Raw genomic sequence first — 24714 nt, 5'->3', positions numbered from 1 at the left:
CCTGGTGGGGAGGAAGATCTCTTCTTATTGAGAAGGAGTTGCAACAACCCTTATGGTGCTTGAGTGCTCAAACGTCGGAATCTGGTCGTCGCGTTATCGCTCGCCGCAGGTGTGGTCGCAACCGGTTGTTCAGCTCCTTCGCAGCCCGGTGACACCGGGGATCCCGGGTCGATGCTGCTCGCCGACGGGTACGAGCCGGAGAGCCTGAACCCGCTGCTCGGCTACGGCGCCGAAGGGGCGGCGAAGTTCTACGACGGACTCCTCGCCTTCGACGGCCGGGCGCAGCTGCGGCCCGCCCTGGCGGTCGAGCAACCGCAGGCCAACGCCGACGCGACCAGCTGGACCGTGCGGCTCCGCGACGGCGTGAAGTTCCACGACGGCACGCCTTTCGACGCGGAGGACGTGGCCGCCACCTACCGCGCGGCCATCGACCCGGCCTACGCGTCCACGGTCTCCTCCGACTACGACATGCTCGCCGACGTCCAGGCCGTGGACCCGCACACCGTGCGCTTCGACCTGAAATTCCCCTACTCGGCCTGGCCGTCGAAGCTGGTCCTGGGGATCGTCCCGAGCGAATCGCTGAGAACTCCCGCCTCGCAGGAGAACTCGCCGCTCAACACGCGCCCGGTCGGCACCGGCCCTTACAAGCTCGTCGAATGGCGCCAGGGCGACCAGATGACCTGGACCGCCAACCCCGACTACTGGGGCGGCGCACCGGCCGTGCACGACATCACGGTGGTGTTCGCCAAGGACGACAACACCCGCGCGCAGCGGCTGGCCGCGGGTGAGTTCGACGGCACCGTGCTGCCTCCGGTGCTCGCCGGAAGCGCCGCGCGCGAGGGATTCCGCGTCGTGCACCACGACACCGCCGACTACCGCAGTATCGCGCTGCCCAACACCCATCCCGTCGCGGGTGACCGGGCGGTGCGCACCGCGCTGAACCTCGCGGTGGACCGGGACGGCATGATCAAGGCGCTGCTCGGCGGGCACGGAAAACCCGCCCACACCCCGATCCCGCCGTCGATGGGCGCCCACCACGAGCCCTCGGCGACCTTCGCCCACGACCCGCAGCGCGCGGCCCGGACGCTCGACGACGCGGGCTGGCGGGTCGGCGAGGACGGGATCCGCGAGCGCAACGGCACCCGCGCGAAGTTCACCGTCATGTACTTCGCCGACGACAGCCTCCGCCGCGACCTGGCAACGGGTTTCGCCTCCGACGCCCGCAAGGTCGGCATCGAGGTCGAGCTCGCCGGGGTGGACCGCTCGGCGGTCGCCGGACGGCTGGCCACCGACGGCATCGTGCTCGGCGGCGGCAACCCGATGGACCCGGACCCGCAGGCATACTCCAGCCTCAGCTCCTCCGCGATCGGCACCGGCACCTACAACAACCCCGGTCAGTACCGCAACGCCGAGGTCGACGCAGCGCTCGACTCCGCGCGCCGCGAGCTGGACCCGGGCAAGCGCGCCGAGTTCTACCGCCAGGTCCAGCGCGCCTACGTCGCCGACCCCGGCATGGTGTACCTGGCGTTCATCGACCACAGCTACGTGCTGCGCGACGGCTCGTTCACCGGTTACCAGCCGCCCGTCGAACCGCACACCCACGGCACCACCTGGGGTCCGTGGTGGAACGTCGAGACCTGGAAGCCCCGGGCGTGAGACGGGCGATCTCGCGGCTGGTGCTGCGGCGCCTGGCCTTCGCGGTCCCGGTGCTGGTGATCGTCGCGCTCGGGGTGTTCCTGCTCGCGGCCGCGTCACCGTTCGACCCGATCGACCAGTACTTCGGCGTCCGGTTGTTCACCGCGTCGGCCGCCGACGTGGCGCGGGTGCGCGCCGAACTCGGCCTGGACCGGCCGGTGCTGGCGCAGTTCTGGCAGTGGTTCAGCGGTCTGCTCACCGGCGACCTCGGGACCTCCCGCTCGATGCGGCAGCCCGTCGCGCAGGTCGTCGCCGAACGACTGCCCTGGACCGCGTTGCTCGCGGTCACCGGGCTCGCCCTCGCCGTGGTCTTCGCGCTGGTCGGAGGCACGATCGCGGCCTGGCGGCAGGGCGGGGCGGTCGACCGGCTGGTCACCGCCGTCGGCCACGCGCTGGAAGGTGTCCCGCCGTTCGTGCTGGCGCTGCTGTCCATCGCGGTGTTCTCCCTCGGCCTCGGCTGGCTGCCGGTGGCGGGCCTGACCGACGCCGGGCAGGACGTCTCCTTCGGGCAGGTCGCCGAGCACCTGGCGCTGCCCGCCCTGGTGCTCGGCGTGTCCCAGACCCCGTGGCTGGTGCTGCACGTCCGCCAGTCGATGCTCGGTTCGCTCGCCGAGGACCACGTCACCGGTGCGCGTGCGCGCGGCCTGGCCGAACGGGTCGTGGTGCTGCGGCACGCCCTGCCCACCGCGCTGCTGCCCTTCGTGACGCTCATCGGCGCCCGAATCCCGGAGCTGGTCACCGGAACCGTGCTGGTCGAGGAGGTCTTCTCCTGGCCGGGCCTGGCCGGAGCCGTGGTCACCGCCGCCACCGCCGTGGACTACCCGCTGCTGGCGATGGTGACCCTGGTGGCGACCGCGGCGGTGCTGCTGGGTTCGCTGCTGGCCGACGTCGCCGCGATCCTGCTCGACCCGAGGGTGGCCGCCGATGGCTGAGCTGACCTGGAAGCCCGCGGGGCGCGCGGGGACCTCCCGCGCCCGTCCGCGCACCCGCCTGCGCGCCTCCGCCGCCGGCCTGGTGCTGCTGGTGCTCGGCGCGGCGCTCGTGCCGCTGCTGCTGGGCGGGCAGAGCGTGAACTACGAGGACATCCGCCTCGCTCCCGGTCTCGCGCACCCCTTCGGCACCGACTCCAGCGGCCGCGACCTGTTCGTGCAGTCGATGGCCGGACTGCGAGTGTCGCTGCTGGTGGCCGCGTTCAGCGCACTGGTGTCCACAGTGCTCGGATCGCTGGTCGGCGTGGTGGCCGGAGGACTCGGCGGCTGGGCGGACCGGGTGCTGATGCGGCTGGTCGACACCGTCAACTCGGTGCCGCACCTGCTGCTGGGCGTGGTCATCGTCGCGCTGTACCGGGGAAGCCTGCTCGCGGTGATCTGCTCGATCGCGCTCACGCACTGGACCACGGTGGCGCGCATCGTGCGCTCCGAGGTCCTCTCGCTGCGGCAGCGGCCCTACGTGGACGCCGCCATCGCCGGCGGTTCCTCGCGGGCGCGGGTCCTGCGCAGGCATCTGCTGCCCGCGATCGTGCCGCAGGCCGCGCTGTCGGCGGTGCTGCTCGTGCCCCACGCCGTGTGGCACGAAACCGCGCTGAGCTTCCTCGGTCTCGGCCTGCCGCCGCACCTGGCCAGCATCGGCAACATCCTCGGCGACGGCCGCGACGCCGTGCTGCTCGGCGCCTGGTGGATCGTGCTGTTCCCGTCCGGTCTGCTGGTGGTGACCACGCTGGCGGTCTCCGGCCTGGCCGCGACCTGGCGGGACCGGATCGTGCCGCGACGACGATCGGAGCTGTCGCTGTGACCGACGTGCAGGCCCCCGAGACGACCGATCTGCTGACGCTGCACCAGCTCTCGGTCCGGTTCCGGCTGCCGCGCGGCGTGCTGGTGCGCGCCGTGAGCGACGCCGCGCTGCAGCTGAGGCCGGGGCGGGTGCTGGCCCTGGTCGGCGAATCCGGTTGCGGCAAGTCGGTTCTGGCCTCCGCGCTGCTCGGACTGCTGCCCGGCAACGCCGAAACGCGGGGCAGCGCCCTGCTCGACGACGGGACCGACTTGCTCGCGGCACCGGAATCGGTGCTGGCGGGGCAGGTTCGCGGACGCCGCATCGGTCTCGTGCCGCAGTCGGCGAGCACCCACCTGACCCCGGTGCGCACCGCCCGGGCCCAGCTGGTGGAGGCCATCGAGGCGTTGCGCGGACCCAGCGGCCCCGACGAGCTCGCGCGTCACGTCGGACTCGACCCGGCTGACCTGGACCGCTACCCGCACGAGCTCTCCGGCGGCATGGCCCAGCGGGTCGCGCTGGCCCTCGCACTCGCCGGGGACCCGCGGATCATCCTCGCCGACGAACCGACCACCGGCCTGGACCGCCCGCTCGTCCACCGCACCGTCGACCTGCTCGCCGATGCCGCGACGGACGACCGCGCGGTCCTGCTGATCACCCACGACCTCGCCGCCGCCCGCCGCGTGGCCACCGACGTCGCGGTGATGTACGCCAGCCGCGTCGTGGAAGCCGGTCCGGCCGATCAGGTGCTGGGCGATCCCTGGCACCCCTACACCTCGGCGCTGCTGGCCGCGCTGCCCGAAGGCGGGTTCGAGCCGATCCCCGGCCACCCGCCGTCGTTGACCGAGCTCGACCGCATCGAACAGGAGTGGGGCTGCGTGTACTGCCAACGCCGTCCGGACCAGCCGGGGTTCGCGCCCTGCACGGGAGATCCCGCACTGCTCGCCCGCGGCGAGCGGTGGATCGCAGCGCACGCGCCGTGCTGAGCGCGAAGGACGTCGTCGTCGGCTACCGGCGCGGTGAGCCGGTGCTCGACGGCGCGAGCATCGACCTCGCCGCAGGCGAAGTGCTGGGTCTGGCCGGTCCCAGCGGTTCAGGAAAGTCGACGCTGGGGCGCGTGCTGGCCCTCCTGCACCGGCCGTGGTCCGGTCGGGTGTCGCTCGATGGCAGTGACATCACCGGTTTTCGGCACCGCACACCCCCGGAAACGCGAAAAGCGATCGGAATCGTCTTCCAGCACCCGCGCCCGGCGGTCGATCCCCGCTTCACGCTCCGCGACATCATCTCGGAACCGCTGCTCGCCGCCGGAGAACCGGGCGAGATCGGCGCACTCACCGACGAAGTCGGCCTCACCGACGAACTCCTCACCCGCAGGCCCCACGAGGTCAGCGACGGCCAGCTGCAACGCGCCTGCCTGGCCCGAGCGCTCGCCCCACGGCCCCGCTACCTGGTGTGCGACGAGATGACCGCCATGCTCGACGCCTCCACCACGGCCGCGCTCGTGCGCGTTGTCGACCGCCGGACCAGGGAGGACGACACCGGAGTCCTGGCCATCAGCCACGACGAAGCACTCCTGGAGCGGTGGGCCGACCGTGCGGTTCACGTAGCCGAGTTGGTATGAGATTGTGGCGCAATGCGGTACTCGGGGAGCCGCTTCGAAGAAGTACGAACGACTCTCAGGAGCTGACGTGAGCGAGCAAGAAGGCACCACATTCCTCCAGTGGCGGGAACGCGTGCAGAACGAGGCGTCCGGAGACCGCCCGCAGATGCGCCTGCTGATGATGGTGGCCGCGGCAGTGGTAGTGGCCGGCATCCTCATCGGCACGATCGTCCTGATGCTTTCCTGATCTTCGTCCCCGGGTTCACTGCAACTGCTCCGTGGTCTTGCTGCTTCGCGGTGCGGGTAGCGGAACCTCAGACGCCTCCTGGGTCCGGGATCCGAGACTTGAGTATTAGGGGATACGCGGCGCTTCGGCTGTCCTCCCCAGGAGGCGTCTGAGAACCCGCGGCGGTGCCGGTTGCTCAGGTGGGGTAGTGCGAAAGCACCTTCGGTGCTTGCCTGACGTGCTCTGGTGGTAGTGCGAAAGCACCTTCGGTGCTTGCCTGACGTGCTCTGGTGGTAGTGCGAAAGCACCTTCGGTGCTTGCCTGACGTGCTCTGCTTGTACTGCGAAAGCGCCTTCGGTGCTTGGGTTTCAGTCTTCTGTCTTGCGCCAGAACTGCTTTCGGTGGCCGTCCCTGAGGACGACTCCCAGCTCCGCCAACTGAGTTCGCAGGAGCGCGGCCTCCTTGTGGTCGCGCCTGCGCAACGCCCGGTCGCGCTCGGTCATCAGGGCGTTGACCCGCAGTGGCAACTCCTCGGTGTCGCCCGTCCACAGCGCGTACCGGCCCGCGTACGGGTCCGAGTCGCGCCAGCGGTAGCCGTGCTCGCGGAACGCGTCGCGCAGCGCCAACCGGTCCAGCCCCGACTTGCGGCGAGCCAGCTCGGAGCCGGACGCGTCGAGCAGCACCAGATGCCCGCGCTCGGTGAACACCGCGTCCACCTCGCTGCCGGGGATCTCGTGCTCGCGGCGGCCCGTCGCGAGCACCACCCGCTCCGGGTCGATCGTCGCGGTCAGCCGCTCCTGCGCGAACAACCCCGCGAAACCCAAACCGATGATCGCGCCCAGCGCGACCGCCACCACCGCGCCCCACGGGTCCGCGCCCGAGGCCGCGAGCTCGAACACGCCCTGGAACGGCGCCCACGGCAAACCCGCCACCCACGCCGCGACCAGCCTCAGCAGGAACCCCGCCGCCGCTCCCAGCAGCGGGCAGTAGATCCACGAGCCCCTGCGGACCAGCGCGGGCGGGCGGATCGTCGTCGCGGTGCTCATGGCCCTCATTATCGCGAGAGAAAGGGCCCGGGGTGCGCGCACCCCGGGCCCTCCCGATCCCCCTCCTGAGCGGGTCAGGCACCCGCCTCGCGCAGCAGGATGTCCACTGCGGCGTCGTTGCGAGCGGTCTCCCGCTCGATCACGTCGCCCGGCGGGTAGAAGCCGTCGAGACCACCGCTGCTCGACGGGTACATCTCGAAGGTGAAGGCCAGGATCTTGTGCTGACCCCACATCCAGTCGAGGCTGTCGCCGTCGGTCACGTACAGGTCGCTCGACTGCTGCGGCGTGTAGCCGTTGGTCTGCGCCATCTCGGTGCCGACCTTCACGAACCGGTCGTTCTCCTCCTGCGTCATGCCCTCGGTGACGTCGTCAGACGTGTGGCCGAAGGGCCACAGGACCAGCTCGGAATAGGTGTGGAAGTCCACCGCGGCCTTGATCTGCTGGGCACCGCCCACCACGCGCGAGTCGATGAAGTCGCGCATCGCCGCCGCCTCCGGCGAGGACCAGGCCTCGGTGCCCCGGTAGGTCTCATCCGCCGGGTCATCGCTGGAACCACCGCAGCAGCCCCACTTGTGGCCCCAGTTGCGGTTGACGTCGGTGCCCTGGTCCTGGCGGTTCTTGCGCCAGCCCTGGTACTCGCCCGACTCGACGTCGTAGGACGACCCATCCGGGTTGACCGACGGGATGATCCAGATCTCCCGGTTGTCGACCATGTCCTTCACAGCCGGATCCGAGTAGTTGTCGGTGAACCGCTGCGCCACGTGCAAGCACATCTCGGTCGTCAGGTGCTCGCGCGCGTGCTGGTTGCAGTCGAAGAGGACCTCCGGCTCGTCCTCGTCCGTCGCCACGTTGTCGCTCACCTTGAGCACCGGGATGTCCCGGCCCTCGAACGACTTACCCGCGCTGACCTTCGCCGCGAGATCCGGGTGATCGGCCACCGTCTTGTCGAGCTCGGCGACCATCTCGTCGTAGTTGTGGTACGCCTCGTCACCCGGCGGGAAATCGCCCGGGGCCTTCGGCTGCACGCCGTTGCGCTTCTGCAGCGCATCGGCGACCTTCGACTGCTCGGTGAGCTGGAAGCCGCGAGCGCGCAGCTGCTCGGCCTCCGCGCCCGTCGCCTCCACGCTGGCGACCCGGTCCTTGGTGACACCCAGGACCTCCGCGCCGCTGCGGTTGATCTCCGTACGGGATGCGCTGTCGGTGTTGGGGACCGTGTAGATCGCGCGGTCCTGCGCGGATGCGCCGGTCGGTTCTGCGGCCAAGCCCGCCTGAACCGGTGCCAGCAGTACCAGGCCGGCGGCCGCGGCCACCAGAGCTGCCTTGCGCCTAGAGCTGAACATCGGGTCTCCGATCGATCACTGGAGGTGATGTTGGCAGAGTCCAGGAGGTGGGTGGTGTTGGCAACTCATTGGCGAACTATGGCCCCAGCATGAACATTTTCCCCTTTTTCTTCGGTAGGGGTGGCGTGCCGTGCCTTGTGTTATTCGGGTCTTGTTGCTCGGCGGTGCGGGTTCACTGCAACTACTCAGTGGTCTCCTTGCTGGGCGGTGCGGGTAGCGGAACCTCAGACGCCTTCTGGCTCCGGGATCCGAGGCTTATGTATGCCAATACACGACACGTCGGCTGTCCTCCCCAGAAGGCGTCTGAGAACCCGCGGCGGTGCCGGTTGCTTGCGTGGGGCACTGAGAAAGCACCTTCGGTGCTTGCCTGACGTGGGTTGCTTGCGTGGGGCAGTGAGAAAGCACCTTCGGTGCTTGCCTGACGGTGTTCTTGTTCCTGCTCTTGTTCTTGTGCTCTTGCTTTCTTCTTGTGGTGTGACTCGGGGCTGGGTTTGGGGACTGGGGGGTGGGGGTCGATTACCCTGGTCGGTGTAGTTCACCTGTCCTGGAAGGATGCCCATGCTCACCCGTACCGACCTGCGCGGTCGTGTTCCGTCCACCGCCACGCTGCGTGCCACGCTGCCGCGCGCCGAGATGGACGTTGAGCACGTGCTGCATCGGGTCCGGCCGGTGATCGAGGACATCCGCGACCGCGGCGTCGACGCCGTGCTCGACCACACCGAGAAGTTCGACGGGGTCCGTCCCGAGCGAGTGCGGGTGCCCGCCGACGAGCTGCGCCGCGCGCTCGACGAGCTCGACCCGGCCGTGCGGGCCGCGCTGGAGGAATCCATCGCGCGGGCCCGTCGCGTGCACACCGACCAGCGTCGCACCGACAGCACCACCCAGGTCGTGCCCGGTGGCACGGTCACCGAGCGCTGGGTGCCGGTGGAGCGAGTCGGCCTCTACGCGCCCGGTGGCCTCGCCGTGTACCCGTCGAGCGTCGTCATGAACGTCGTCCCGGCCCAGACCGCCGGCGTCGACTCGCTGGTGGTCTGCAGCCCGCCGCAAGCCGACTTCGGCGGCATGCCGCACCCGACGATCCTGGCCGCCGCCCAGCTGCTGGGCGTCGAGGAGGTCTGGGCGGTCGGCGGAGCGCAGGCCGTCGCGCTGCTCGCCTACGGCGGCACCGACACCGACGGTGCCGAGCTGCTGCCCGCCGACATGGTCACCGGGCCCGGCAACGTCTACGTCACCGCCGCCAAGCGCCACCTGCGCAGCATCATCGGCATCGACTCCGAGGCAGGGCCCACCGAGATCGCGGTGCTCGCCGACGGCACGGCCGACGCGGTGCACGTGGCCGCCGACCTCATCAGCCAGGCGGAGCACGACACCCTCGCGGCCAGCGTGCTGGTCACGACCTCACCGGAGCTGGCCGACGCCGTCGACGCCGAGCTGGAGCGCCAGGTTGGCCTGACCAAGCACGTCGAGCGCATCCGCACCGCGCTGACCGGGCGCCAGTCCGGCTGCATCCTCGTGTCGGACGTCGACGACGGCATCCGGGTGGTCGACGCCTACGCCGCCGAGCACCTGGAGATCCAGACCGCCGAGGCCGACGCGGTCGCGGCGCGGGTGCGCAACGCGGGCGCGATCTTCGTCGGCCCGTACGCGCCGGTCTCGCTCGGCGACTACTGCGCGGGCTCGAACCACGTGCTGCCCACCGGTGGGTGCGCCCGGCACTCCTCGGGCCTGAGCGTGCAGAGCTTCCTGCGCGGCATCCACGTCGTCTCCTACACCGAGCAGGCGCTGCGCGAGGTCGCCGACCAGGTCGTCGCGCTCGCCGATGCCGAGGACCTGCCCGCCCACGGCCAGGCCGTGACCGCCCGCTTCTGAGACGATGAACAGTTCAGCCGCCGCGACGGCGCAGGTGGGAAGCTCTCACCCGCGCCGGTCGCTCAGGCGGCGAGAAGATGATGAAGGACTTCCATGAGTGACGTGCTCGGTGCCGACACGACGCTGGCCGACCTGCCGCTGCGGGACGACCTGCGCGGGCGCAGCCCCTACGGGGCACCGCAGCTGGACGTCTCGGTCCGGCTCAACACCAACGAGAACCCCTACCCGCCGCCGCCGGAACTGGTCGCCGACGTGACCTCCGCCGTGGCCGAGGCGGCCGCCGACCTGCACCGGTACCCGGACCGCGACGCCCGCGACCTGCGCAGCGACCTGGCCGCCTACCTGTCCGGCGCGACCGGTGCCCGGCTGGCGATGGACAACGTCTGGGCCGCCAACGGATCCAACGAGGTCCTCCAGCAGATCCTGCAGGCCTTCGGCGGGCCCGGGCGCACCGCGCTGGGCTTCGAGCCCTCCTACTCGATGCACCCGATCCTGTCGGCCGGTACCCGCACCGACTGGCTGCCCGCGCCGCGCCGGGCCGACTTCAGCCTCGACGGCGCGGAGGCCGCCCGCGCGGTGGCCGAGAAGCAGCCCGACATCGTGTTCGTGACCAGCCCCAACAACCCCACCGGCCAGTCGGTGTCCCTGGACGACCTGCGCGCCGTCCTCGACGCCGCGCCGGGCGTGGTCGTGGTCGACGAGGCCTACGCCGAGTTCTCCGCGCAGCCCAGCGCGGTCGAGCTGATCGAGCGGTACCCGGCGAAGGTGATCGTCAGCCGCACCATGAGCAAGGCCTTCGCCTTCGCGGGAGGCCGGCTGGGTTACCTGGCCGCGGCACCGGCGATGATCGAGGCGTTGCTGCTGGTCAGGCTTCCGTATCACCTCTCGTCGGTGACCCAGGCCGCCGCTCGCGCCGCGCTGCGGCACGCCGAGGCCACGCTGGGATCGGTGCACGCGCTGAGCGACGAGCGCGACCGGGTCCTGGCCGCGCTGCGGGAGCTGGGATTCACCCCCGCGCCCAGCGACGCCAACTTCGTGCTGTTCGGCCGGTTCGCCGACGCGCACCGCGCCTGGCAGCGCTACCTGGACTCCGACGTGCTGATCCGGGACGTCGGCATCCCCGGCCACCTGCGGGTCACCATCGGCACGCCCGCCGAGAACGACGCGTTCCTGGCGGCGAGCAAGGCAGTCATGGAGGAGATCGAACGGTGAGTTTTCAGCCAGGCACGCGGGTCGGTCGCGTCGAGCGCGCCACCAAGGAGTCGTCGGTGCTGGTCGAGCTCGACCTCGACGGCACCGGGCAGGTCGACGTCGACACCACGGTCCCGTTCTACGACCACATGCTCACCGCGCTGGGCACGCACGCCGCGTTCGACCTGAAGGTCAAGTCCACCGGGGACATCCACATCGACGCCCACCACACCGTCGAGGACACCGCGATCGTCCTCGGCCAGGCGCTGCGCCAGGCGCTGGGTGACAAGAAGGGCATCCGCCGCTTCGGCGACGCCTGGATCCCGATGGACGAGACCCTCGCGCACGCGGCCGTCGACGTCTCGGGCCGCTCCTACTGCGTGATGTCGGGCGAGCCGGAGGAGTACAACACCTTCACCATCGGCGGGAACTACCCGTTCGTGCTCAACCGGCACGTCTTCGAGTCGCTGGCCTTCCACTCGCAGATCAACCTGCACACCAGGGTGATCCACGGCCGCGACCCGCACCACATCGCGGAGGCCGAGTACAAGGCCATCGCCCGCGCCCTGCGCGCCGCGGTGGAACCCGACCCTCGCTTCGCGGGAGTCGTCCCCTCCACCAAGGGCGCGCTCTAAGCCCGGATCTCCCGCGAAAACCGCAGTTCCCGCCGCCGCGAGAACTGCGGTTTTCGCGTGAAGCAGCCAGGTGAGATGGTGCGGTGTGCGGTTCTTGAGTCCTGTTCAACTGGAGACATCGTGAGACCTGGTGTCCTGACGGGAAGAACATCGCCGCAGACCTCACGGGCTGAACGATCTCGAATGAAGGCTGCAGCCTAGCTTTCGGTTGATAGCGCCAGCGGCGAGTATCGATCGCGATCAGTGACGTGCGGTGCCGACATCGGTAGTTACGCCGCTACTATGAGTGAGGTAGCTCTCCGGGTTGCCATACACGGTTGAGTTGGGCAGGACTTCTAGGGAGCGGTGGATGGCACCTGCGGCATGGCTCGTGCGCGGCGGCAGGCATGGTGAACGTGAAGAGCAGGCTCTAAGTAGGGGCTTGGCGATCGCTGGTTGGGATGAGGTAGGCGACCTTAGCGCTTTGCCGACGAAAGGTGCGTTGCGGCAGAGGATTTCGAGCTGTTATCCCACCGCGAGTAAGGCGAAGGTCGCAAACTGGACGGGACAGCTTTGGCGGTTTCGAGCTGAGATGGAGCTCGATGATTACGTCGTGCTCCCCCTTAAGACGCGACCTGGTCAGCTCGCAATCGGGCGTGTGAGCGGTCCGTACAGGTTCGATGCCGATGCAGCGCCTGGGTACCAGCACCTTCGCCCGGTTGATTGGATTCGGAAGGACGTCCCACGCGACGATGTACAGCGAGATCTCTTGGACAGCATGGGATCTTTGCTGACGATCTGCGGGTTGCACAGATTTGGCGCTGCTGAACGGATTGCGAATCTGGCGGCGGGTTCCGTTGATCCTGGTCCGGATGTCGCCGACGAGCGCCCGCAGCCTATGGCAAGTACTCCTGCGGAACTTGCTGCCAGGGCCGCTGAGGCTGATGTTAGTAGTCCTTTCAAGCTAACCATCCGGGAGTTGCTTGATTGCTGGGGCGTAGTTCGCCGGACGTCTTCCAACATCGCCCAGATCGAGACTGACCTCAGTGAATATGGTTTGACTACAAAGCCTCCCTTCACCGAGGGCTGGATCGGCACCAAGGTGGAGATCGTTCCGATCGGTGAGGAGCCCGGCGGCGAAGGTGGTGTTGAAGCAGGCGACGCGGAAGATGTGCAAGAGGCGTCCGAATTTGTGCCGATTACGTTGCGCGTTGGAATGCTCGGCCCAGCAAACAAGGATGTTGCAAGTGTGCGGCCCGAGGACGGCCTCGATACGGCTACGACACGGATGCTCATCGAGAATTACTCGCAACTCGCTGTCATAGACAGCCAGGGAAACCTCTGTGGTGCTGTTAGCTGGGAGTCGATCGGAAAGGCTCGCCTTTCTGGCCACACCGTGGCCGTTTCGGACGCGCTTGTACCTGCGCGTGTCGTGCATCCCAGTGAAGACCTGCTGAGTCAACTAGATGAGATCTACAGACGTGGTTACCTTTTCGTTCGTGGGGCTGATCAGTCATCGACCGGGATCGTGACAGCAGCTGATCTCACCGGTCAGTTCGGTGAACTCACTCGACCATTCGTGTTGATCGACGAGGCAGAACGCAGACTTCGACGCCGGGTTGACGAAGTCTTTGAGGTCGAGGAACTTCGGCAAGTTGCACGCAACCCCAAAAAGGTTCATTCGGCCGCTGATTTTACGCTCGGTTCGTACGGTTTCCTGCTTAAAGAACCAGAAAACTTCCGCAAGCTTGCGTGGCCGTTGGATCAGACGATCTTCTTGGCCTGTCTTGAGGAGGTTCGGAAGATTCGGAACGACATCATGCACTTCACTTTGGATCCGTTGACTGCTGAGCTGGACACCTTGGCTGGATTCGTGCAGATGCTTCGTACTGTTGATCCACGGGGTTGATACCGACAAGACCGGGCCTCCCTCGTCGGGTGACGGGGGAGGCCCGGTCTTCGGGGCGGAGGGGTCAGACCTTGGCGGGGGTCTTCTCCTCGGTGGACGCTCCGCCGTCGTCGACGAAGGTCTGCTCGTTGAACGGCGATTCGCCGGTGAAGACCTGCTGCATCTGGGTGCGGTCGAGCTCCTTGGTCCAGGAGCCGATGAGCACGGTCGCGACCGCGTTGCCCGCGAAGTTGGTCAGGGCGCGGGCCTCCGACATGAAGCGGTCGATGCCCACGATCAGTCCGACGCCGTCGAGCAGGTCCGGGCGGTGCGACTGCAGGCCGCCCGCCAGCGTGGCCAGGCCGGCGCCGCTGACGCCCGCCGCGCCCTTCGACGCGATCATCATGAACAGCAGCAGACCGATCTGCTCGCCGATCGACAGCGGGTCGCCGAGCGCGCTGGCGATGAACAGCGACGACATGGTCAGGTAGATCATCGTGCCGTCGAGGTTGAACGAGTAGCCGGTGGGCACCGTGATGCCCACGACCGGCTTGCTCACGCCCAGGTGCTCCATCTTCGCGATCAGCCGCGGCAGCGCGGCCTCCGACGAGGAGGTCGACACGATCAGCAGGAACTCGCGGCCCAGGTAGCGCAGCAGCGAGAAGATGTTGACCCGCGCGAACAGCCACAGGATGGCGCCCAGCACGACGAAGATGAACAGCGCGCAGGTCGTGTAGAAGCCGACCATGATCACCGCGAGGCCCTTGAGGGCGTCCACGCCGGTGGCGCCGACCACGGCCGCGATCGCGCCGAACGCGCCGACCGGTGCGACCCACATGACCATCGCCAGGATCTTGAACACCAGGCGCTGGATGTGCTCGATGCCGCGCAGGATCGGCTGACCCTTCTCGCCCATGCTCTGCAGGGCGAAGCCGGCCAGCAGGGCGACCAGCAGCGTCTGCAGCACCTCGCCCTCGGTCAGGGCCGAGACCAGGGTCTGCGGGATGATCCCGAGCAGGAACTCGGTGGTGGTCTGGGCCTCTTCACCGGCCTGCTCCGCGCCCGAACCGCGCAGCTCGTCGGTGATCTGCAGGCCTTCGCCCGGGTGCAGCACGTTGCCGACCATCAGGCCGATGACCAGCGCGACCAGCGACATGATCATGAAGTAGCCGAGCGCGAGACCGCCGACCTTGCCGACCTTGGCGGCCTTTCGGACGCTGCCGACGCCGAGGACGATCGTGCAGAAGATGATCGGCGAGATCATCATCTTGATGAGGTCGACGAAACCGGTGCCCAACGGCTTGAGCGCCTTGCCGACGTCGGGGGCGAGGAAGCCGACGGCGATGCCCGCCAGGACGGCGACGATCACCGCGATGTAGAGGTAGTGCGTTCTGTCCCGACGTTTCGTCGGCGCAGCATCATTGCTAGCCACTGTTGAACTCCTTGCGCGGCCGGGGTGTCTCCGGGTCACGTGCGGCTCACCGCGCGTGTCCCAGGTCACGGAAGATCCGGTCCGAGACTATGCGAGCTGTGTATCGTCGCCGTCTCGCTTCTGTTCATTGTGTTCACATCGTCGTCATGAGTGAGTGATGTCCGGATACCGGTACCGGCTCCGCCCGCGGTGGAGCCTGGCGCGGCAGTTGTTCGTGCTGCAGATCGTCGTCGTGGCCGTCGTCGTGCTCGCCGGAGCCGCGCTGGCCGCCTACGACGCCGACCAGCGGACCGAGGACACCGCGCGGGAGAAGGTCGTGGCGGTGGCCCGGACGCTGGCCGCCCAGCCCGCCGTGGCCGACGCGATGGCCTCCCCCGATCCCACCGCGGCGCTGCAGCCGCTGGCCGAGCGCGTGCGTGCCGAAGCGGGGGTCGACTTCATCACGATCATGTCCCCGCAGGGGATCCGGTTCACCCACCCCGACCCGTCCCGCATCGGCCGGCCGTTCCGCGGCAACATCGACCCCCGTCTGATGCTGGTCGAGACCTACACCGGCACGCTCGGCCCGTCGGTGCGCGCGGTCGTGCCGGTGCACCGCGGCTCCCAGATGGTGGGACTCGTGGCCGACGGCATCACCGTGCGGGTGATCACCGACGAGCTGCGCGGCCGGGTCGCGGTGCTGGTGCTCGTGGCCGCTGGGGCGCTGCTGCTCGGCGGCGTGCTGACGTACCTGGTCAACGCCCGGATCCGGCGCCACACGCACGGCATGCGCCCGGCCGAGCTGTCCCGGATGTACGAGTACCACGACGCGATCCTGCACGCGGTGCGCGAAGGGCTGCTGCTGGTGTCGCCGGACGGACGCGTGACCTTGTGCAACGATGGTGCCGCTGTGCTGCTTTCACTGGATTCCGCCGCGGTCGAAGGTGAGAAGGTGTCCGCACTGGACCTTCCACCCTCCCTTGTGGACACCCTCGGCAGGGGGTCGGTCCGCGACGAGGTGCACCTGACCGACCGCCGGGTGCTGCTGGTCAACGTCTCCTCGGTCCGCAGTGACGGCCGCGACCTCGGCAGCGTCGTCACGCTGCGGGACCACACGGAGCTGCAGGCGCTCAGCGGCGAGCTCGACTCGATGCGCGGCTTCGCCGAATCGCTGCGCTCGCAGGCCCACGAGTCCGCGAACCGGCTGCACACCGTCGTCTCGCTGATCGAACTCGGCCGAACCGAGGAGGCCGTCGGGTTCGCGACCTCGGAGCTGGACCTCGCGCAACGCCTGACCGACCAGGTCGTGGGCTCCGTCGGTGAGCCGGTGCTGGCCGCGTTGCTGCTGGGCAAGAGCGCGGAGGCAGGGGAGCGGGGGGTCGAGGTGGTGCTCAGCGAGGACACCGAGGTCGACGACGCAGCCCTGGAGCACCTCGACTCCCGGGACCTGGTGACCATCCTCGGGAACCTGATCGACAACGCCGTGGAGGCCGTGGCGGACCGGCCGGGGCCTCGCGTCGAGGTGACCATCCGGTCCACAGCGGACGGAGTGCTGATCCGGGTCGCCGACAACGGTCCCGGCGTCCCGGCCGACACCTCCGAGCTGTTCCGGCGCGGCTGGTCGACGAAGTCCGGCGACCGCGGACTCGGGCTGGCGCTGGTCGGGCAGTGCGTGCGGCGGCACGGCGGCGTCATCGACGTCGGCGGCGACGAGGGCGCGGTGTTCACCGTCCGGCTACCGGGGGCGTCGCGATGATCTCGGTTCTGGTGGTCGAGGACGACCCGGTGGCGGGCGAGGCGCACGAGGCCTACGTCAACCGGGTCGAGGGCTTCGCGGTGGCGGGGCGAGTCCGCACCGGTCAGGCGGCGCTGCGGTTCGTCGAGCACACCACCATCGACCTGGTGCTGCTCGACCTGCGGCTGCCCGACATGGACGGGCTCCAGGTGGCCCGCGCCCTGCGCACGGCGGGACTCCCGGTCGACGTCATCGCGGTCACGTCGGCTCGGGACCTCAAGGTCGTGCGCGCGGCGGTGTCCAGCGGCGTCGTGCAGTACCTGCTCAAGCCGTTCACCTTCGCCGCGATGCGCGAGAAGCTGGAGCACTACGCGCGGTTCCGCGCCACGCTCGGCCAGGACCGGGAGGTCCAGGGGCAGGCCGAGATCGATCGCGCGTTCTCGTCCCTGCGCGGTGTGAACCGCGCCGCCCTCCCCAAGGGGATGGGCGAGGAAACCCTCGCCGCGGTCGTCACGGCGTTGCGCGCGATGCCCTCCGGCGGGTCTGCGGGCGCCGTCGGCGAGGCCGCGGGCGTCTCCCGCGTCACGGCCCGCCGCTACCTCGAGTACTTGGCCGGCACGGGCGTGGTCGAACGCCTCCCCACCTACGGCACGGTCGGACGCCCGGAGATGACCTACACCTGGACGGGTGAATCCTGACCCGATCCGTCGCCTGGTCCCAGTTTTAGTCATAACCGAGGACCTTCGGTGTCCGAAATGTCGGCTCAGTTTGGACTAAAACTGGGGCTTGGTGAGTGCCGTCCTACCCGATCCCCGCGTCCGGAGTTGAGCGTCTCAGGCGGGAGCGGGGGTTGTGGGGTCCGCGGTGGGGCGGAGGACCGGGGCGCCCGGGCCGTTCTCGGCTTGGCGGTCGTCGGGGTTGTTGAGGATGCAGGTGCGCAGCGACAGGCAGCCGCAGCCGATGCAGCCCGTGAGGTTGTCGCGGAGGCGCTGCAGGCCGTCGATGCGAGCGTCGAGCTCGTCGCGCCAGCGCCGGGAGAGCCGCGCCCAGTCGGCCTTGGTGGGCGCGTGGTCGTCGGGGAGCGTGGCGAGGGCTTCGGAGATCTGCTCCAGGCTGAGGCCGACCCGCTGCGCGGCGCGGATGAACGCCAGCCGGCGCAGCACCGCCCGCCGGTAGCGGCGCTGGTTGCCGGAGGTGCGGGTGGAGGTGATCAGGCCGCGGTCCTCGTAGAAGCGCAGCGCGGTCTGCGCGACTCCGCTGCGGTGCGCGACCTCTCCGATGGTCAGCAAGGCGGGTAGTTTCGACACCCCGCCAGGCTAGCTCAAACCTCCACATTGGTGGAGCTATATCGGCGCTTGACTTCGACTTAACTCGAAGTCCCATCCTGGTTGGCATGGCGATCAAGACGGACTACCGGTACGCCGATCTGCGCCCGCTGATGACGCGGATGACCGGCGACGAGAAGCACGACTCCGCGGCCACCTCCACCCTCGACGCGCTCTGGGTGCTCTACGACGAGGTCCTCTCGGTGGCGCCGGACCGCGTCGACGACCCGCAGCGCGACCGCTTCCTGCTGTCCAAGGGGCACGGGCCGATGGCCTACTACGCGGTCCTCGCGGCCAAGGGATTCCTGGACCCGGCCGAGCTGGACCGCTTCGGCGAGTTCGACTCCCGGCTGGGCTTCCACCCCGATCGGGTGCTGGCGCCGGGGGTGGAGATCGGCAGCGGGTCGCTGGGCCACGGTCTCCCGCTCGCGCTCGGCGTCGCGCTCGGCCTGCGGGCGCGGGGGCTCGACCGGCCGCGCGTGGTCGTGCTCGTCGGCGACGCCGAGCTCGACGAGGGCAGCAACCACGAGGCGATCCAGGTCGCCGGCCGCTGGGGGCTGGGCCGGCTGACCGCCCTGGTGATCGACAACCGGTCGTCCAGCACCGGCTGGCCCGGCGGCATCGCCGACCGCTTCGCGCGGGAGGGCTGGGCGGCCCGGGTCGTCGACGGCCGCGACCACACCGCGCTGCACCAGGCGTTGAGCGCCACCGTCACCGACCGCCCGCTCGCGGTCGTCGCCGAGGTCGAAACCCGAGGAGGAACCCGATGAGCATGCGCGAGCAGTTCGTGCGCACCACCACCGCGGCCATGGACGCCGACCCGAGGGTCGCGCTCGTGCTGGCCGAGATCTCCGCCGACCGCTTCACCGACGCCCTCGACCGGCACGCCGACCGCGTGTTCAACGTCGGCATCCGCGAGCAGGCGATGGTCGGCGTCGCCGGGGGACTGGCGCTGGCGGGGATGCGGCCGGTGCTGCACTCGATCACGCCGTTCCTCGTGGAACGGCCCTTCGAGCAGCTCAAGCTCGACCTCGGGCATCAGGGCGTCGGGGCGATCGCGGTCAGCACCGGCGCCTCCTACGACTACCCGACGGCCGGGCGCACCCACATGGCTCCCGGAGACGTCGCGCTGATCGACGCGCTGCCGGGCTGGACCGCGCACGTGCCCGGCCACCCGGACGAGGTCGATGCGCTGCTGAGCCGCGAGTTCGACCACGACGGGCTCGTCTACCTGCGGCTCTCCGACCGCCTCAACGCCGAGCCGCTGGTCACCGGGCCCGGCTGGCACCAGGTGCGGCACGGTCGCGACGGCGTGGTGCTGGCCGTCGGGCCGATGCTCGATCCGGTGCTGTCGGCCACCGCCGCGATGGACGTCACGGTCCTCTACACCGCCACGATCCGGCCGTTCGACGCCGCAGGGCTGCGCGCGGCCGTGCGCGCGGCGGCCCCGGACGTGGTGCTGGTCGAGCCCTACCTGCGCGGCACCTCCACGCGCGAGGTCGCCGAGGCGCTGTCGGACACCCCGCACCGGGTGCTGTCGCTGGGCGTGCGCCGGGACCTGGAGCTGCGCGCCTACGGCACGGTCGAGGAGCACGACGCCGCGCACGGGCTCGGCCCGACCGCCATCGCGGGCGAGGTCGCTCACTTCCTGCACGGGGTGACGAATCGGGCGGCGTGAGCCCGGTAGCCTGGCCCCGTGGCACGAGTCGTCATCTTGGACTACGGATCAGGCAACCTCCGCTCCGCCGAACGCGCTCTGCAGCGCGCCGGCGCCGACGTCGAGGTGACCGCCGATCATCGTGCCGCGGTCGAGGCGGACGGCCTCGTCGTTCCCGGCGTCGGCGCTTTCGCGGCCTGCATGGAGGGGCTGCTGGAGGTCGGCGGCGACAAGATCATCGATCAGCGGCTCTCGGGCGATCGTCCGGTGCTGGGCATCTGCGTGGGCATGCAGGTGCTGTTCGGCCAGGGCGTGGAGCACGGCGTGCAGGCCGACGGTTGCGGGCAGTGGCCCGGCACCGTCGAGCGGCTGCAGGCCGACGTGCTGCCGCACATGGGCTGGAACACGGTGCGGAAGCCCGCCGACAGCGTGCTGTTCGACGGCTTGGACGACGAGACCCGCTTCTACTTCGTGCACTCCTTCGCGGTCCGCGAGTGGGAGCTGGAGAGCTCCGACTCGATCGCCCCGCCCAGGGTGACCTGGGCCGAGCACGGAGAACCCTTCGTGGCCGCCGTCGAGAACGGAGCGTTGATGGCAACCCAGTTCCACCCGGAGAAGTCCGCTGACGCCGGGGCCCACCTGCTGCGCAACTGGCTGGGCACCCTGTGACCCGCCGTCACGGGTTGCTCGGCCCGAACGCCGTCCGCGTGGTCGCCCTGGTGCTCGCGGTCGGCATGGCCTCGGCCGTCGGCGCCCCGTACCTGATCCAGGCCGGAGTGCCCCTGCTGGGTGTGCTGGCGCTGACGGTGCTGGTGCTCGGCGTTCCGCTGGTGGCCATCCTCCGCAGCGAACGTTCCCGCCGCTGAACTGCGGTAACGCCGCGCAATTCGGATCTCGCGCGATATTCGACTCCCGAGGTGGGGATTCGAACTCCGCGCGGAATTCGACACTCATCCCCTGATCGGGGCAGGTGCGGGAGGTGGCCGGGTGCTCGGGCCCGGAGCGGCGTCATTAGGGTTGAGCTGTGAGTTTCACTTTGCTTCCCGCTGTTGATGTTGCCGATGGGCAGGCCGTCCGCCTCGTCCAGGGCGCCGCCGGTACCGAGACCTCCTACGGTGATCCGCTGGAGGCCGCGCTGACCTGGCAGCGCGCGGGCGCGGAGTGGGTTCACCTGGTCGACCTCGACGCCGCCTTCGGCCGCGGCAGCAACCGCGAGCTGCTGGCCGAGGTGACCGCGAAGCTGGACGTGCAGGTCGAGCTCTCCGGCGGCATCCGCGACGACGCCTCGCTGGAGGCCGCGCTGGCCACCGGCTGCGCCCGGGTCAACCTCGGCACCGCCGCGCTGGAGAACCCGGAGTGGGCGGATCGCGTCGTGGCCGAGTACGGCGACCGCGTGGCCGTCGGGCTGGACGTGCGCATCACCGAGCAGGGGCACCGCTTGGCCGCCCGCGGCTGGACCAAGGACGGCGGCGACCTGTGGGAGGTGCTGGCCCGTCTCGACGCCGCCGGCTGCCGCCGCTACGTCGTCACCGACGTCAGCAAGGACGGCACGCTGCAGGGGCCGAACACCGAGCTGCTGCGCGAGGTCTGCTCCCGCACCGACTCCCCGGTCATCGCCTCCGGCGGTGTGTCCAGTGTGGACGACCTGGTCGCGCTCTCGCAGCTGGCGCCGGCGGGCCTCGAAGGCTCCATCGTCGGCAAGGCCCTCTACGCCCAGAACTTCACGCTGGAAGATGCCCTGGCCGCCGTTCGCTGATTCCCCGGATCTTCTCCGGGGAAACCCTGATCGACGTCGCATCGCGAGATCAGCACCGTGGTGGTCGTGATCCGAAACACGGATCCGACCACCACTGGAGGAACTCCATGCGACGAACACTGGGGGTGTTGCTGGCCGCCGGCGCGCTAGCCGGGGCGGCGGCCGCACCGGCGCAGGCGGAGGCCGGGCTGGACTGGCAACCCTGCGAGCAGAACGCCGAGGTCGAGTGCTCGACCGTGCAAGTCCCGCTGGACTGGGCCAACCCGCAGGGCGAGCAGATCGACATCGCGGTGGCCCGGCGCCCCGCCACCGATCCTGCCAGGAAGATCGGCACGCTGGTCGCCATGCCGGGTGGTCCTGGTGGTACCGGGGTCAGCTGGCTGGTCGGCGGCAGCCCGTTCGATCCCGAGATCGCCGCCCGCTTCGACGTCGTCAGCTACGACCCGCGCGGATTCGGCGGAAGTCACCAGCTGCAGTGCGATCCCGCGCTGATGGAGGAGATGCCGGACGTCCGCCCGGACGGACCCGAGCAGTTCGAGGGGCTGAAGGACTACAACCGCCGCGCCTCCGACGACTGCCGGGCGCGCAGCGGCGCGATCGTCGACCACATGGACACCGCGAGCGTCGCCCGCGACATCGACGCGTTCCGCGCGGCGCTCGGCGAGCAGCAGCTCAGCCTCTACGGAATCTCCTACGGCACGCTGACCGGGCAGATGTACGCCGAGCAGTTCCCCGGCAGGGTTCGATCCCTGGTGCTGGACAGCGTTTTCGACCACAGCCAGGACACCTCCGGCTTCATGGTCACCCAGGCTGAGGCGGCCGAGGACTCGTTCGACGAGTTCGCGAAGTGGTGCGACCGGGACGCGGCGTGCGCGCTGCACGGCGAGGACGTCGGCGCCGTCTACGACGAGCTCTACAAGCGCGCCGAGGCCGGTGAACTCCCGCAACCGGGCGGTACGGAGCCGATGACGCCGGTCGAGCTCTCCCGGGGAGTGATCGGTGCCTTCTACGGTCCCGACTGGCACTCGCTGGCGACCCAGCTCGACGAGATGCGCAACGACCAGCCGACAACCGTTGCGCAGCAGCAGAATCCGGTTCCGAATCCGACCGCGGCGTTCTGCAACGACCACCGCATCGAGGCCGAGTCGCCCGAGGACTACGCCCGGCTCTTCGAGCAGCAGGAGCAGGCGGCCCCGCACCTGCGCGGTGGCGTCGGCGGTGCGCTCGCGCCGTACTGCCTCGACTGGAAGGCACCGGTGCAGAACCCGCAGCACGTGCCCGACATCCGCACCGAGGCACCGGTTCTCATCCTCAACGCGCTGCACGACCCGGCCACCGGCTACAACTGGGCGACCAACGTGGACTCCCAGATCGAGCGGGCCACGATGCTCACCTACGACGGCTGGGGTCACGGCGTCTACACCCGCAGCGAGTGCACCGCGAAGGTCACGCACGACTACTTGATCGACGGCGCGATGCCCGCTGAGGGCGCGCACTGCCCGGCGGTCGAACCAGGACCGGCCCCGACCTCGGTCCGGCCGAACATGCCCTGGTGACCTGCGTCCCCACCCCGGCTCCGCTCGGGGTGGGGACGTCTACCCTGGTGCGCATGGGTGTCGCTGTGCGTGTCATCCCGTGCCTGGACGTGGACGCGGGACGGGTCGTCAAGGGAGTCAACTTCACCGATCTCCGCGATGCCGGTGATCCGGTGGAACTGGCCAACGCCTACGACTCGGAAGGCGCCGACGAGCTGACCTTCCTCGACGTCACCGCGTCCTCCTCGGACCGCGAGACGACCTTCGACGTCGTCCGGCGCACCGCGGAGCAGGTGTTCATCCCGCTGACCGTCGGAGGCGGGGTGCGCAGCACCGACGACATCAACCGGTTGCTGCGCGCGGGCGCCGACAAGGTCAGCCTGAACACCGCCGCGATCGCGCGCCCGGAACTGCTCAACGAGGCCTCGAAGCGGTTCGGCGCCCAGTGCGTCGTGCTGTCTGTCGACGCCCGCCGGGTTCCCGAGGGCGGGCAGCCCACGCCGTCCGGCTACGAGGTCACCACCCACGGTGGACGCCGGGGCACCGGCATCTGCGCCGTGGAGTGGGCGGCGAAGGGCCAGCAGCTGGGCGTCGGCGAGATCCTGCTCAACTCGATGGACGCCGACGGCACCAAGGCCGGGTTCGACCTGGAGATGATCCGCGCGGTGCGCGAGGTCGTCGAGGTGCCGCTGATCGCCAGTGGCGGCGCAGGCGCGATCGAGCACTTCGCGCCAGCGGTGCACGCGGGCGCGGACGCCGTGCTCGCCGCCAGCGTCTTCCACTTCGGACAGCTGCGCATCGGCGAGGTCAAGGACGCGATGCGCGCGGAAGGGATCACGGTCCGATGAGCGAGCTCGACCCGACGATCGCCGAGAAGCTCAAGCGCACCGCCGACGGGCTCGTCGCCGCCATCGCGCAGCAGCGCGGAACCGGCGAGGTGCTGATGATGGCGTGGATGGACGACGAGGCGCTGCACCGCACCCTCACCACCCGCCGCGCCACCTACTTCTCCCGCAGCCGCGGGACCTACTGGGTCAAGGGCGAGACGTCCGGGCACACCCAGCACGTCCACGAGGTCCGCCTCGACTGCGACGGCGACACCCTCCTGCTGGTCGTGGACCAGCAGGGCGCGGCCTGCCACACCGGCGACCGCACCTGCTTCGACGCCGACGTCCTGCTGCCTGTCGAATCCTGAGCGTTCTGCGTGGCGGTGCGGGTGGCGGAACCTGACACGCCTTCTGGCTCCGGGATCCGCGACTTGAGTATGTCGAATACCCGGCGCTGCGGCTGTCCTCACCAGAAGACGTGTCAGAACCCGCGGCGGTGCCGGTTGCGAGGGTGGTTGTCACGGCTCGCGGCTGCGCCGCTTGCGAAGGGTTCGCAAAAGCCAGCTGCGGCGTCAGGTGAAGTTCGTCGTTCCCAGGTCTCCGGTGAGGTAGCGCTGGAGGTTGGGGCCGATGGTGGCCGCGACGGTGTCGGCGTCGGCCGAGGCCAGGGGCTCGATGCGGACCACGTAGCGGGCCATGCCGAGGCCGACGAGCTGGGAGCCGCACAGCGCCACCCGCAGCTCCGGGTTGTCGACGTCCAGGACCTTGACCAGGCGGTTGAACAGCACGTTCTGCACGAACTCGCGGAGCATGGTGACGGCCTGCTCGTTGCTCGCGACGCTGCGCATCAGCGCTGCGAACTGCCCGCCTCCCACGGTGTCCCAGGTGGAGACGAACCGGCGCATGATCCGTTCGCCGATCTGCTCCCGGGGTCCGGCGAGGACCTGCTTGAGGATCTCGGCGGGGTTGATCGGGATCTGCACCGCAGCGGTGAACAGGCCCTCCTTGCCGCCGAACCAGTGCTTGACCATCGCCGGATCCACCCCTGCGCTGCCCGCGATGGCGCGCACGGTGGCGGCTTCGTAGCCCTGCTCGGCGAAGACCTCGCGCGCGGCTGTCAGCAGCGCGTCCTTGGTGTCGGTGCCGTTGGGCCTGCGGCCTCGGCGCTTCGGTTCGGTCGTGCTCACCCACCCATCCTGGCCGCACCGGCGGTGAGGAGGCAAAGCGGAGGT

Annotated in this window: 25 protein-coding genes; 20 read left to right on the top strand and 5 right to left on the bottom strand. The window is 69.7% G+C overall.

Annotation, left to right across the window (positions count from 1 at the left end):
* The first annotated feature begins 171 nt into the window (after window positions 1-171).
* From FHU35_RS06710 to FHU35_RS29195, 6 genes are all read left to right on the top strand, one after another.
* The gene (locus FHU35_RS06710) at window positions 172-1656 is read left to right on the top strand and encodes an ABC transporter substrate-binding protein (protein ID WP_246110102.1); all 1485 of its coding nucleotides are present in this window, start codon (window positions 172-174) and stop codon (window positions 1654-1656) included.
* Entirely contained in the window at window positions 1620-2627 is a 1008-nt protein-coding gene (locus tag FHU35_RS06705; protein ID WP_246110101.1) for an ABC transporter permease, read from the top strand. The genes FHU35_RS06710 and FHU35_RS06705 overlap by 37 nt, the downstream gene beginning before the upstream one ends.
* On the top strand, window positions 2620-3486 hold the full coding sequence (locus FHU35_RS06700; protein ID WP_145737473.1) for an ABC transporter permease: 867 nt from the start codon (window positions 2620-2622) through the stop codon (window positions 3484-3486). The genes FHU35_RS06705 and FHU35_RS06700 overlap by 8 nt, the downstream gene beginning before the upstream one ends.
* The gene (locus tag FHU35_RS06695) at window positions 3483-4448 is read left to right on the top strand and encodes an ABC transporter ATP-binding protein (protein ID WP_246110100.1); all 966 of its coding nucleotides are present in this window, start codon (window positions 3483-3485) and stop codon (window positions 4446-4448) included. The genes FHU35_RS06700 and FHU35_RS06695 overlap by 4 nt, the downstream gene beginning before the upstream one ends.
* Window positions 4421-5083 carry an ABC transporter ATP-binding protein gene (locus tag FHU35_RS06690; protein ID WP_246110099.1) on the top strand — a complete coding sequence of 221 codons (663 nt, stop codon included), beginning with the start codon at window positions 4421-4423 and terminating at the stop codon, window positions 5081-5083. The genes FHU35_RS06695 and FHU35_RS06690 overlap by 28 nt, the downstream gene beginning before the upstream one ends.
* Before the next feature lie 67 nt (window positions 5084-5150).
* On the top strand, window positions 5151-5309 hold the full coding sequence (locus FHU35_RS29195) for a hypothetical protein (protein WP_186459282.1): 159 nt from the start codon (window positions 5151-5153) through the stop codon (window positions 5307-5309).
* A gap of 347 nt (window positions 5310-5656) precedes the next feature.
* Here FHU35_RS29195 and FHU35_RS06685 read toward each other — a convergent pair whose 3' ends face one another.
* Together FHU35_RS06685 and FHU35_RS06680 are read right to left on the bottom strand one after the other, a co-directional pair.
* Entirely contained in the window at window positions 5657-6334 is a 678-nt protein-coding gene (locus tag FHU35_RS06685; protein ID WP_145737472.1) for a YqeB family protein, read from the bottom strand.
* Window positions 6335-6408: 74 nt separating this feature from the next.
* A complete protein-coding gene (locus FHU35_RS06680) occupies window positions 6409-7674 on the bottom strand; it encodes a M14 family metallopeptidase (RefSeq protein WP_145737471.1) in 1266 nt (421 codons plus the stop codon).
* A 558-nt stretch (window positions 7675-8232) separates the two neighbouring features.
* Between FHU35_RS06680 and hisD the strand changes: the two genes are divergently transcribed.
* From hisD to FHU35_RS06660, 4 genes are all read left to right on the top strand, one after another.
* Window positions 8233-9543, top strand: a complete 1311-nt coding sequence (hisD, locus tag FHU35_RS06675) for a histidinol dehydrogenase (RefSeq protein ID WP_145737470.1) — start codon at window positions 8233-8235, stop codon at window positions 9541-9543.
* Window positions 9544-9636: 93 nt separating this feature from the next.
* Entirely contained in the window at window positions 9637-10755 is a 1119-nt protein-coding gene (locus tag FHU35_RS06670; RefSeq protein ID WP_145737469.1) for a histidinol-phosphate transaminase, read from the top strand.
* Window positions 10752-11369 (top strand): imidazoleglycerol-phosphate dehydratase HisB, encoded by a 618-nt coding sequence (gene hisB / locus FHU35_RS06665; protein ID WP_145737468.1) that lies wholly within the window; start codon window positions 10752-10754, stop codon window positions 11367-11369. The genes FHU35_RS06670 and hisB overlap by 4 nt, the downstream gene beginning before the upstream one ends.
* 757 nt (window positions 11370-12126) lie before the next feature.
* Window positions 12127-13257 carry a CBS domain-containing anti-phage protein gene (locus FHU35_RS06660; protein WP_145737467.1) on the top strand — a complete coding sequence of 377 codons (1131 nt, stop codon included), beginning with the start codon at window positions 12127-12129 and terminating at the stop codon, window positions 13255-13257.
* A gap of 64 nt (window positions 13258-13321) precedes the next feature.
* On the opposite strand, the gene FHU35_RS06655 is transcribed toward FHU35_RS06660, so the two are convergent.
* Window positions 13322-14668, bottom strand: a complete 1347-nt coding sequence (locus FHU35_RS06655; protein WP_145737466.1) for a cation:dicarboxylate symporter family transporter — start codon at window positions 14666-14668, stop codon at window positions 13322-13324.
* Window positions 14669-14825: 157 nt separating this feature from the next.
* Between FHU35_RS06655 and FHU35_RS06650 the strand changes: the two genes are divergently transcribed.
* Window positions 14826-16403, top strand: coding sequence for a sensor histidine kinase (locus tag FHU35_RS06650; protein ID WP_145737465.1), 1578 nt, complete (start codon window positions 14826-14828; stop codon window positions 16401-16403).
* The gene (locus FHU35_RS06645) at window positions 16400-17080 is read left to right on the top strand and encodes a response regulator (protein ID WP_145737464.1); all 681 of its coding nucleotides are present in this window, start codon (window positions 16400-16402) and stop codon (window positions 17078-17080) included. The genes FHU35_RS06650 and FHU35_RS06645 overlap by 4 nt, the downstream gene beginning before the upstream one ends.
* A 135-nt stretch (window positions 17081-17215) precedes the next feature.
* On the opposite strand, the gene soxR is transcribed toward FHU35_RS06645, so the two are convergent.
* A complete protein-coding gene (soxR, locus tag FHU35_RS06640; RefSeq protein WP_145737463.1) occupies window positions 17216-17689 on the bottom strand; it encodes a redox-sensitive transcriptional activator SoxR in 474 nt (157 codons plus the stop codon).
* An 86-nt stretch (window positions 17690-17775) separates the two neighbouring features.
* On the opposite strand from soxR, the gene FHU35_RS06635 reads away from it, so the two are divergent.
* The 8 genes from FHU35_RS06635 to hisI all read left to right on the top strand — a co-directional run bounded on the left by FHU35_RS06635 (window position 17776) and on the right by hisI (window position 23850).
* A complete protein-coding gene (locus FHU35_RS06635) occupies window positions 17776-18477 on the top strand; it encodes a thiamine pyrophosphate-dependent enzyme (RefSeq protein ID WP_145737462.1) in 702 nt (233 codons plus the stop codon).
* Window positions 18474-19385, top strand: a complete 912-nt coding sequence (locus tag FHU35_RS06630; RefSeq protein WP_145737461.1) for a transketolase family protein — start codon at window positions 18474-18476, stop codon at window positions 19383-19385. The genes FHU35_RS06635 and FHU35_RS06630 overlap by 4 nt, the downstream gene beginning before the upstream one ends.
* A gap of 18 nt (window positions 19386-19403) precedes the next feature.
* Entirely contained in the window at window positions 19404-20033 is a 630-nt protein-coding gene (gene hisH / locus FHU35_RS06625; RefSeq protein WP_145737460.1) for an imidazole glycerol phosphate synthase subunit HisH, read from the top strand.
* Window positions 20030-20230 (top strand): hypothetical protein, encoded by a 201-nt coding sequence (locus tag FHU35_RS06620; protein WP_145737459.1) that lies wholly within the window; start codon window positions 20030-20032, stop codon window positions 20228-20230. Before hisH ends, FHU35_RS06620 begins: the two co-directional genes overlap by 4 nt.
* Before the next feature lie 158 nt (window positions 20231-20388).
* The gene (priA, locus tag FHU35_RS06615) at window positions 20389-21120 is read left to right on the top strand and encodes a bifunctional 1-(5-phosphoribosyl)-5-((5-phosphoribosylamino)methylideneamino)imidazole-4-carboxamide isomerase/phosphoribosylanthranilate isomerase PriA (protein WP_145737458.1); all 732 of its coding nucleotides are present in this window, start codon (window positions 20389-20391) and stop codon (window positions 21118-21120) included.
* Window positions 21121-21227: 107 nt separating this feature from the next.
* Entirely contained in the window at window positions 21228-22676 is a 1449-nt protein-coding gene (locus tag FHU35_RS06610) for an alpha/beta hydrolase (protein ID WP_145737457.1), read from the top strand.
* Between the two features lie 53 nt (window positions 22677-22729).
* A complete protein-coding gene (gene hisF / locus FHU35_RS06605) occupies window positions 22730-23503 on the top strand; it encodes an imidazole glycerol phosphate synthase subunit HisF (protein WP_145737456.1) in 774 nt (257 codons plus the stop codon).
* Window positions 23500-23850: a phosphoribosyl-AMP cyclohydrolase gene (gene hisI, locus FHU35_RS06600; RefSeq protein WP_145737455.1), complete on the top strand. Its 351-nt coding sequence runs from the start codon at window positions 23500-23502 to the stop codon at window positions 23848-23850. The genes hisF and hisI overlap by 4 nt, the downstream gene beginning before the upstream one ends.
* A 204-nt stretch (window positions 23851-24054) precedes the next feature.
* On the opposite strand, the gene FHU35_RS06595 is transcribed toward hisI, so the two are convergent.
* A complete protein-coding gene (locus tag FHU35_RS06595) occupies window positions 24055-24669 on the bottom strand; it encodes a TetR/AcrR family transcriptional regulator (protein ID WP_145737454.1) in 615 nt (204 codons plus the stop codon).
* Between the last annotated feature and the right edge of the window lie 45 nt (window positions 24670-24714).

The organism is Saccharopolyspora dendranthemae (assembly GCF_007829955.1).
GTDB classification, from domain to species: domain Bacteria; phylum Actinomycetota; class Actinomycetes; order Mycobacteriales; family Pseudonocardiaceae; genus Saccharopolyspora; species Saccharopolyspora dendranthemae.
This window is presented reverse-complemented; position numbering and strand designations above follow the sequence as displayed.

Excerpts from the sequence above, each read along its gene's own strand:
- FHU35_RS06710 (WP_246110102.1), top strand. The coding sequence starts at position 172 with ATGCTGCTCGCCGACGGGTACGAGCCGGAGAGCCTGAACCCGCTGCTC.
- FHU35_RS06700 (WP_145737473.1), top strand. The coding sequence starts at position 2,620 with ATGGCTGAGCTGACCTGGAAGCCCGCGGGGCGCGCGGGGACCTCCCGC.
- FHU35_RS06685 (WP_145737472.1), bottom strand. The coding sequence starts at position 6,334 with ATGAGCACCGCGACGACGATCCGCCCGCCCGCGCTGGTCCGCAGGGGC.
- FHU35_RS06680 (WP_145737471.1), bottom strand. The coding sequence starts at position 7,674 with ATGTTCAGCTCTAGGCGCAAGGCAGCTCTGGTGGCCGCGGCCGCCGGC.
- hisD (WP_145737470.1), top strand. The coding sequence starts at position 8,233 with ATGCTCACCCGTACCGACCTGCGCGGTCGTGTTCCGTCCACCGCCACG.
- FHU35_RS06670 (WP_145737469.1), top strand. The coding sequence starts at position 9,637 with ATGAGTGACGTGCTCGGTGCCGACACGACGCTGGCCGACCTGCCGCTG.
- FHU35_RS06660 (WP_145737467.1), top strand. The coding sequence starts at position 12,127 with ATGGGATCTTTGCTGACGATCTGCGGGTTGCACAGATTTGGCGCTGCT.
- FHU35_RS06650 (WP_145737465.1), top strand. The coding sequence starts at position 14,826 with ATGTCCGGATACCGGTACCGGCTCCGCCCGCGGTGGAGCCTGGCGCGG.
- FHU35_RS06645 (WP_145737464.1), top strand. The coding sequence starts at position 16,400 with ATGATCTCGGTTCTGGTGGTCGAGGACGACCCGGTGGCGGGCGAGGCG.
- FHU35_RS06635 (WP_145737462.1), top strand. The coding sequence starts at position 17,776 with ATGGCGATCAAGACGGACTACCGGTACGCCGATCTGCGCCCGCTGATG.
- FHU35_RS06630 (WP_145737461.1), top strand. The coding sequence starts at position 18,474 with ATGAGCATGCGCGAGCAGTTCGTGCGCACCACCACCGCGGCCATGGAC.
- FHU35_RS06610 (WP_145737457.1), top strand. The coding sequence starts at position 21,228 with ATGCGACGAACACTGGGGGTGTTGCTGGCCGCCGGCGCGCTAGCCGGG.
- hisF (WP_145737456.1), top strand. The coding sequence starts at position 22,730 with ATGGGTGTCGCTGTGCGTGTCATCCCGTGCCTGGACGTGGACGCGGGA.
- hisI (WP_145737455.1), top strand. The coding sequence starts at position 23,500 with ATGAGCGAGCTCGACCCGACGATCGCCGAGAAGCTCAAGCGCACCGCC.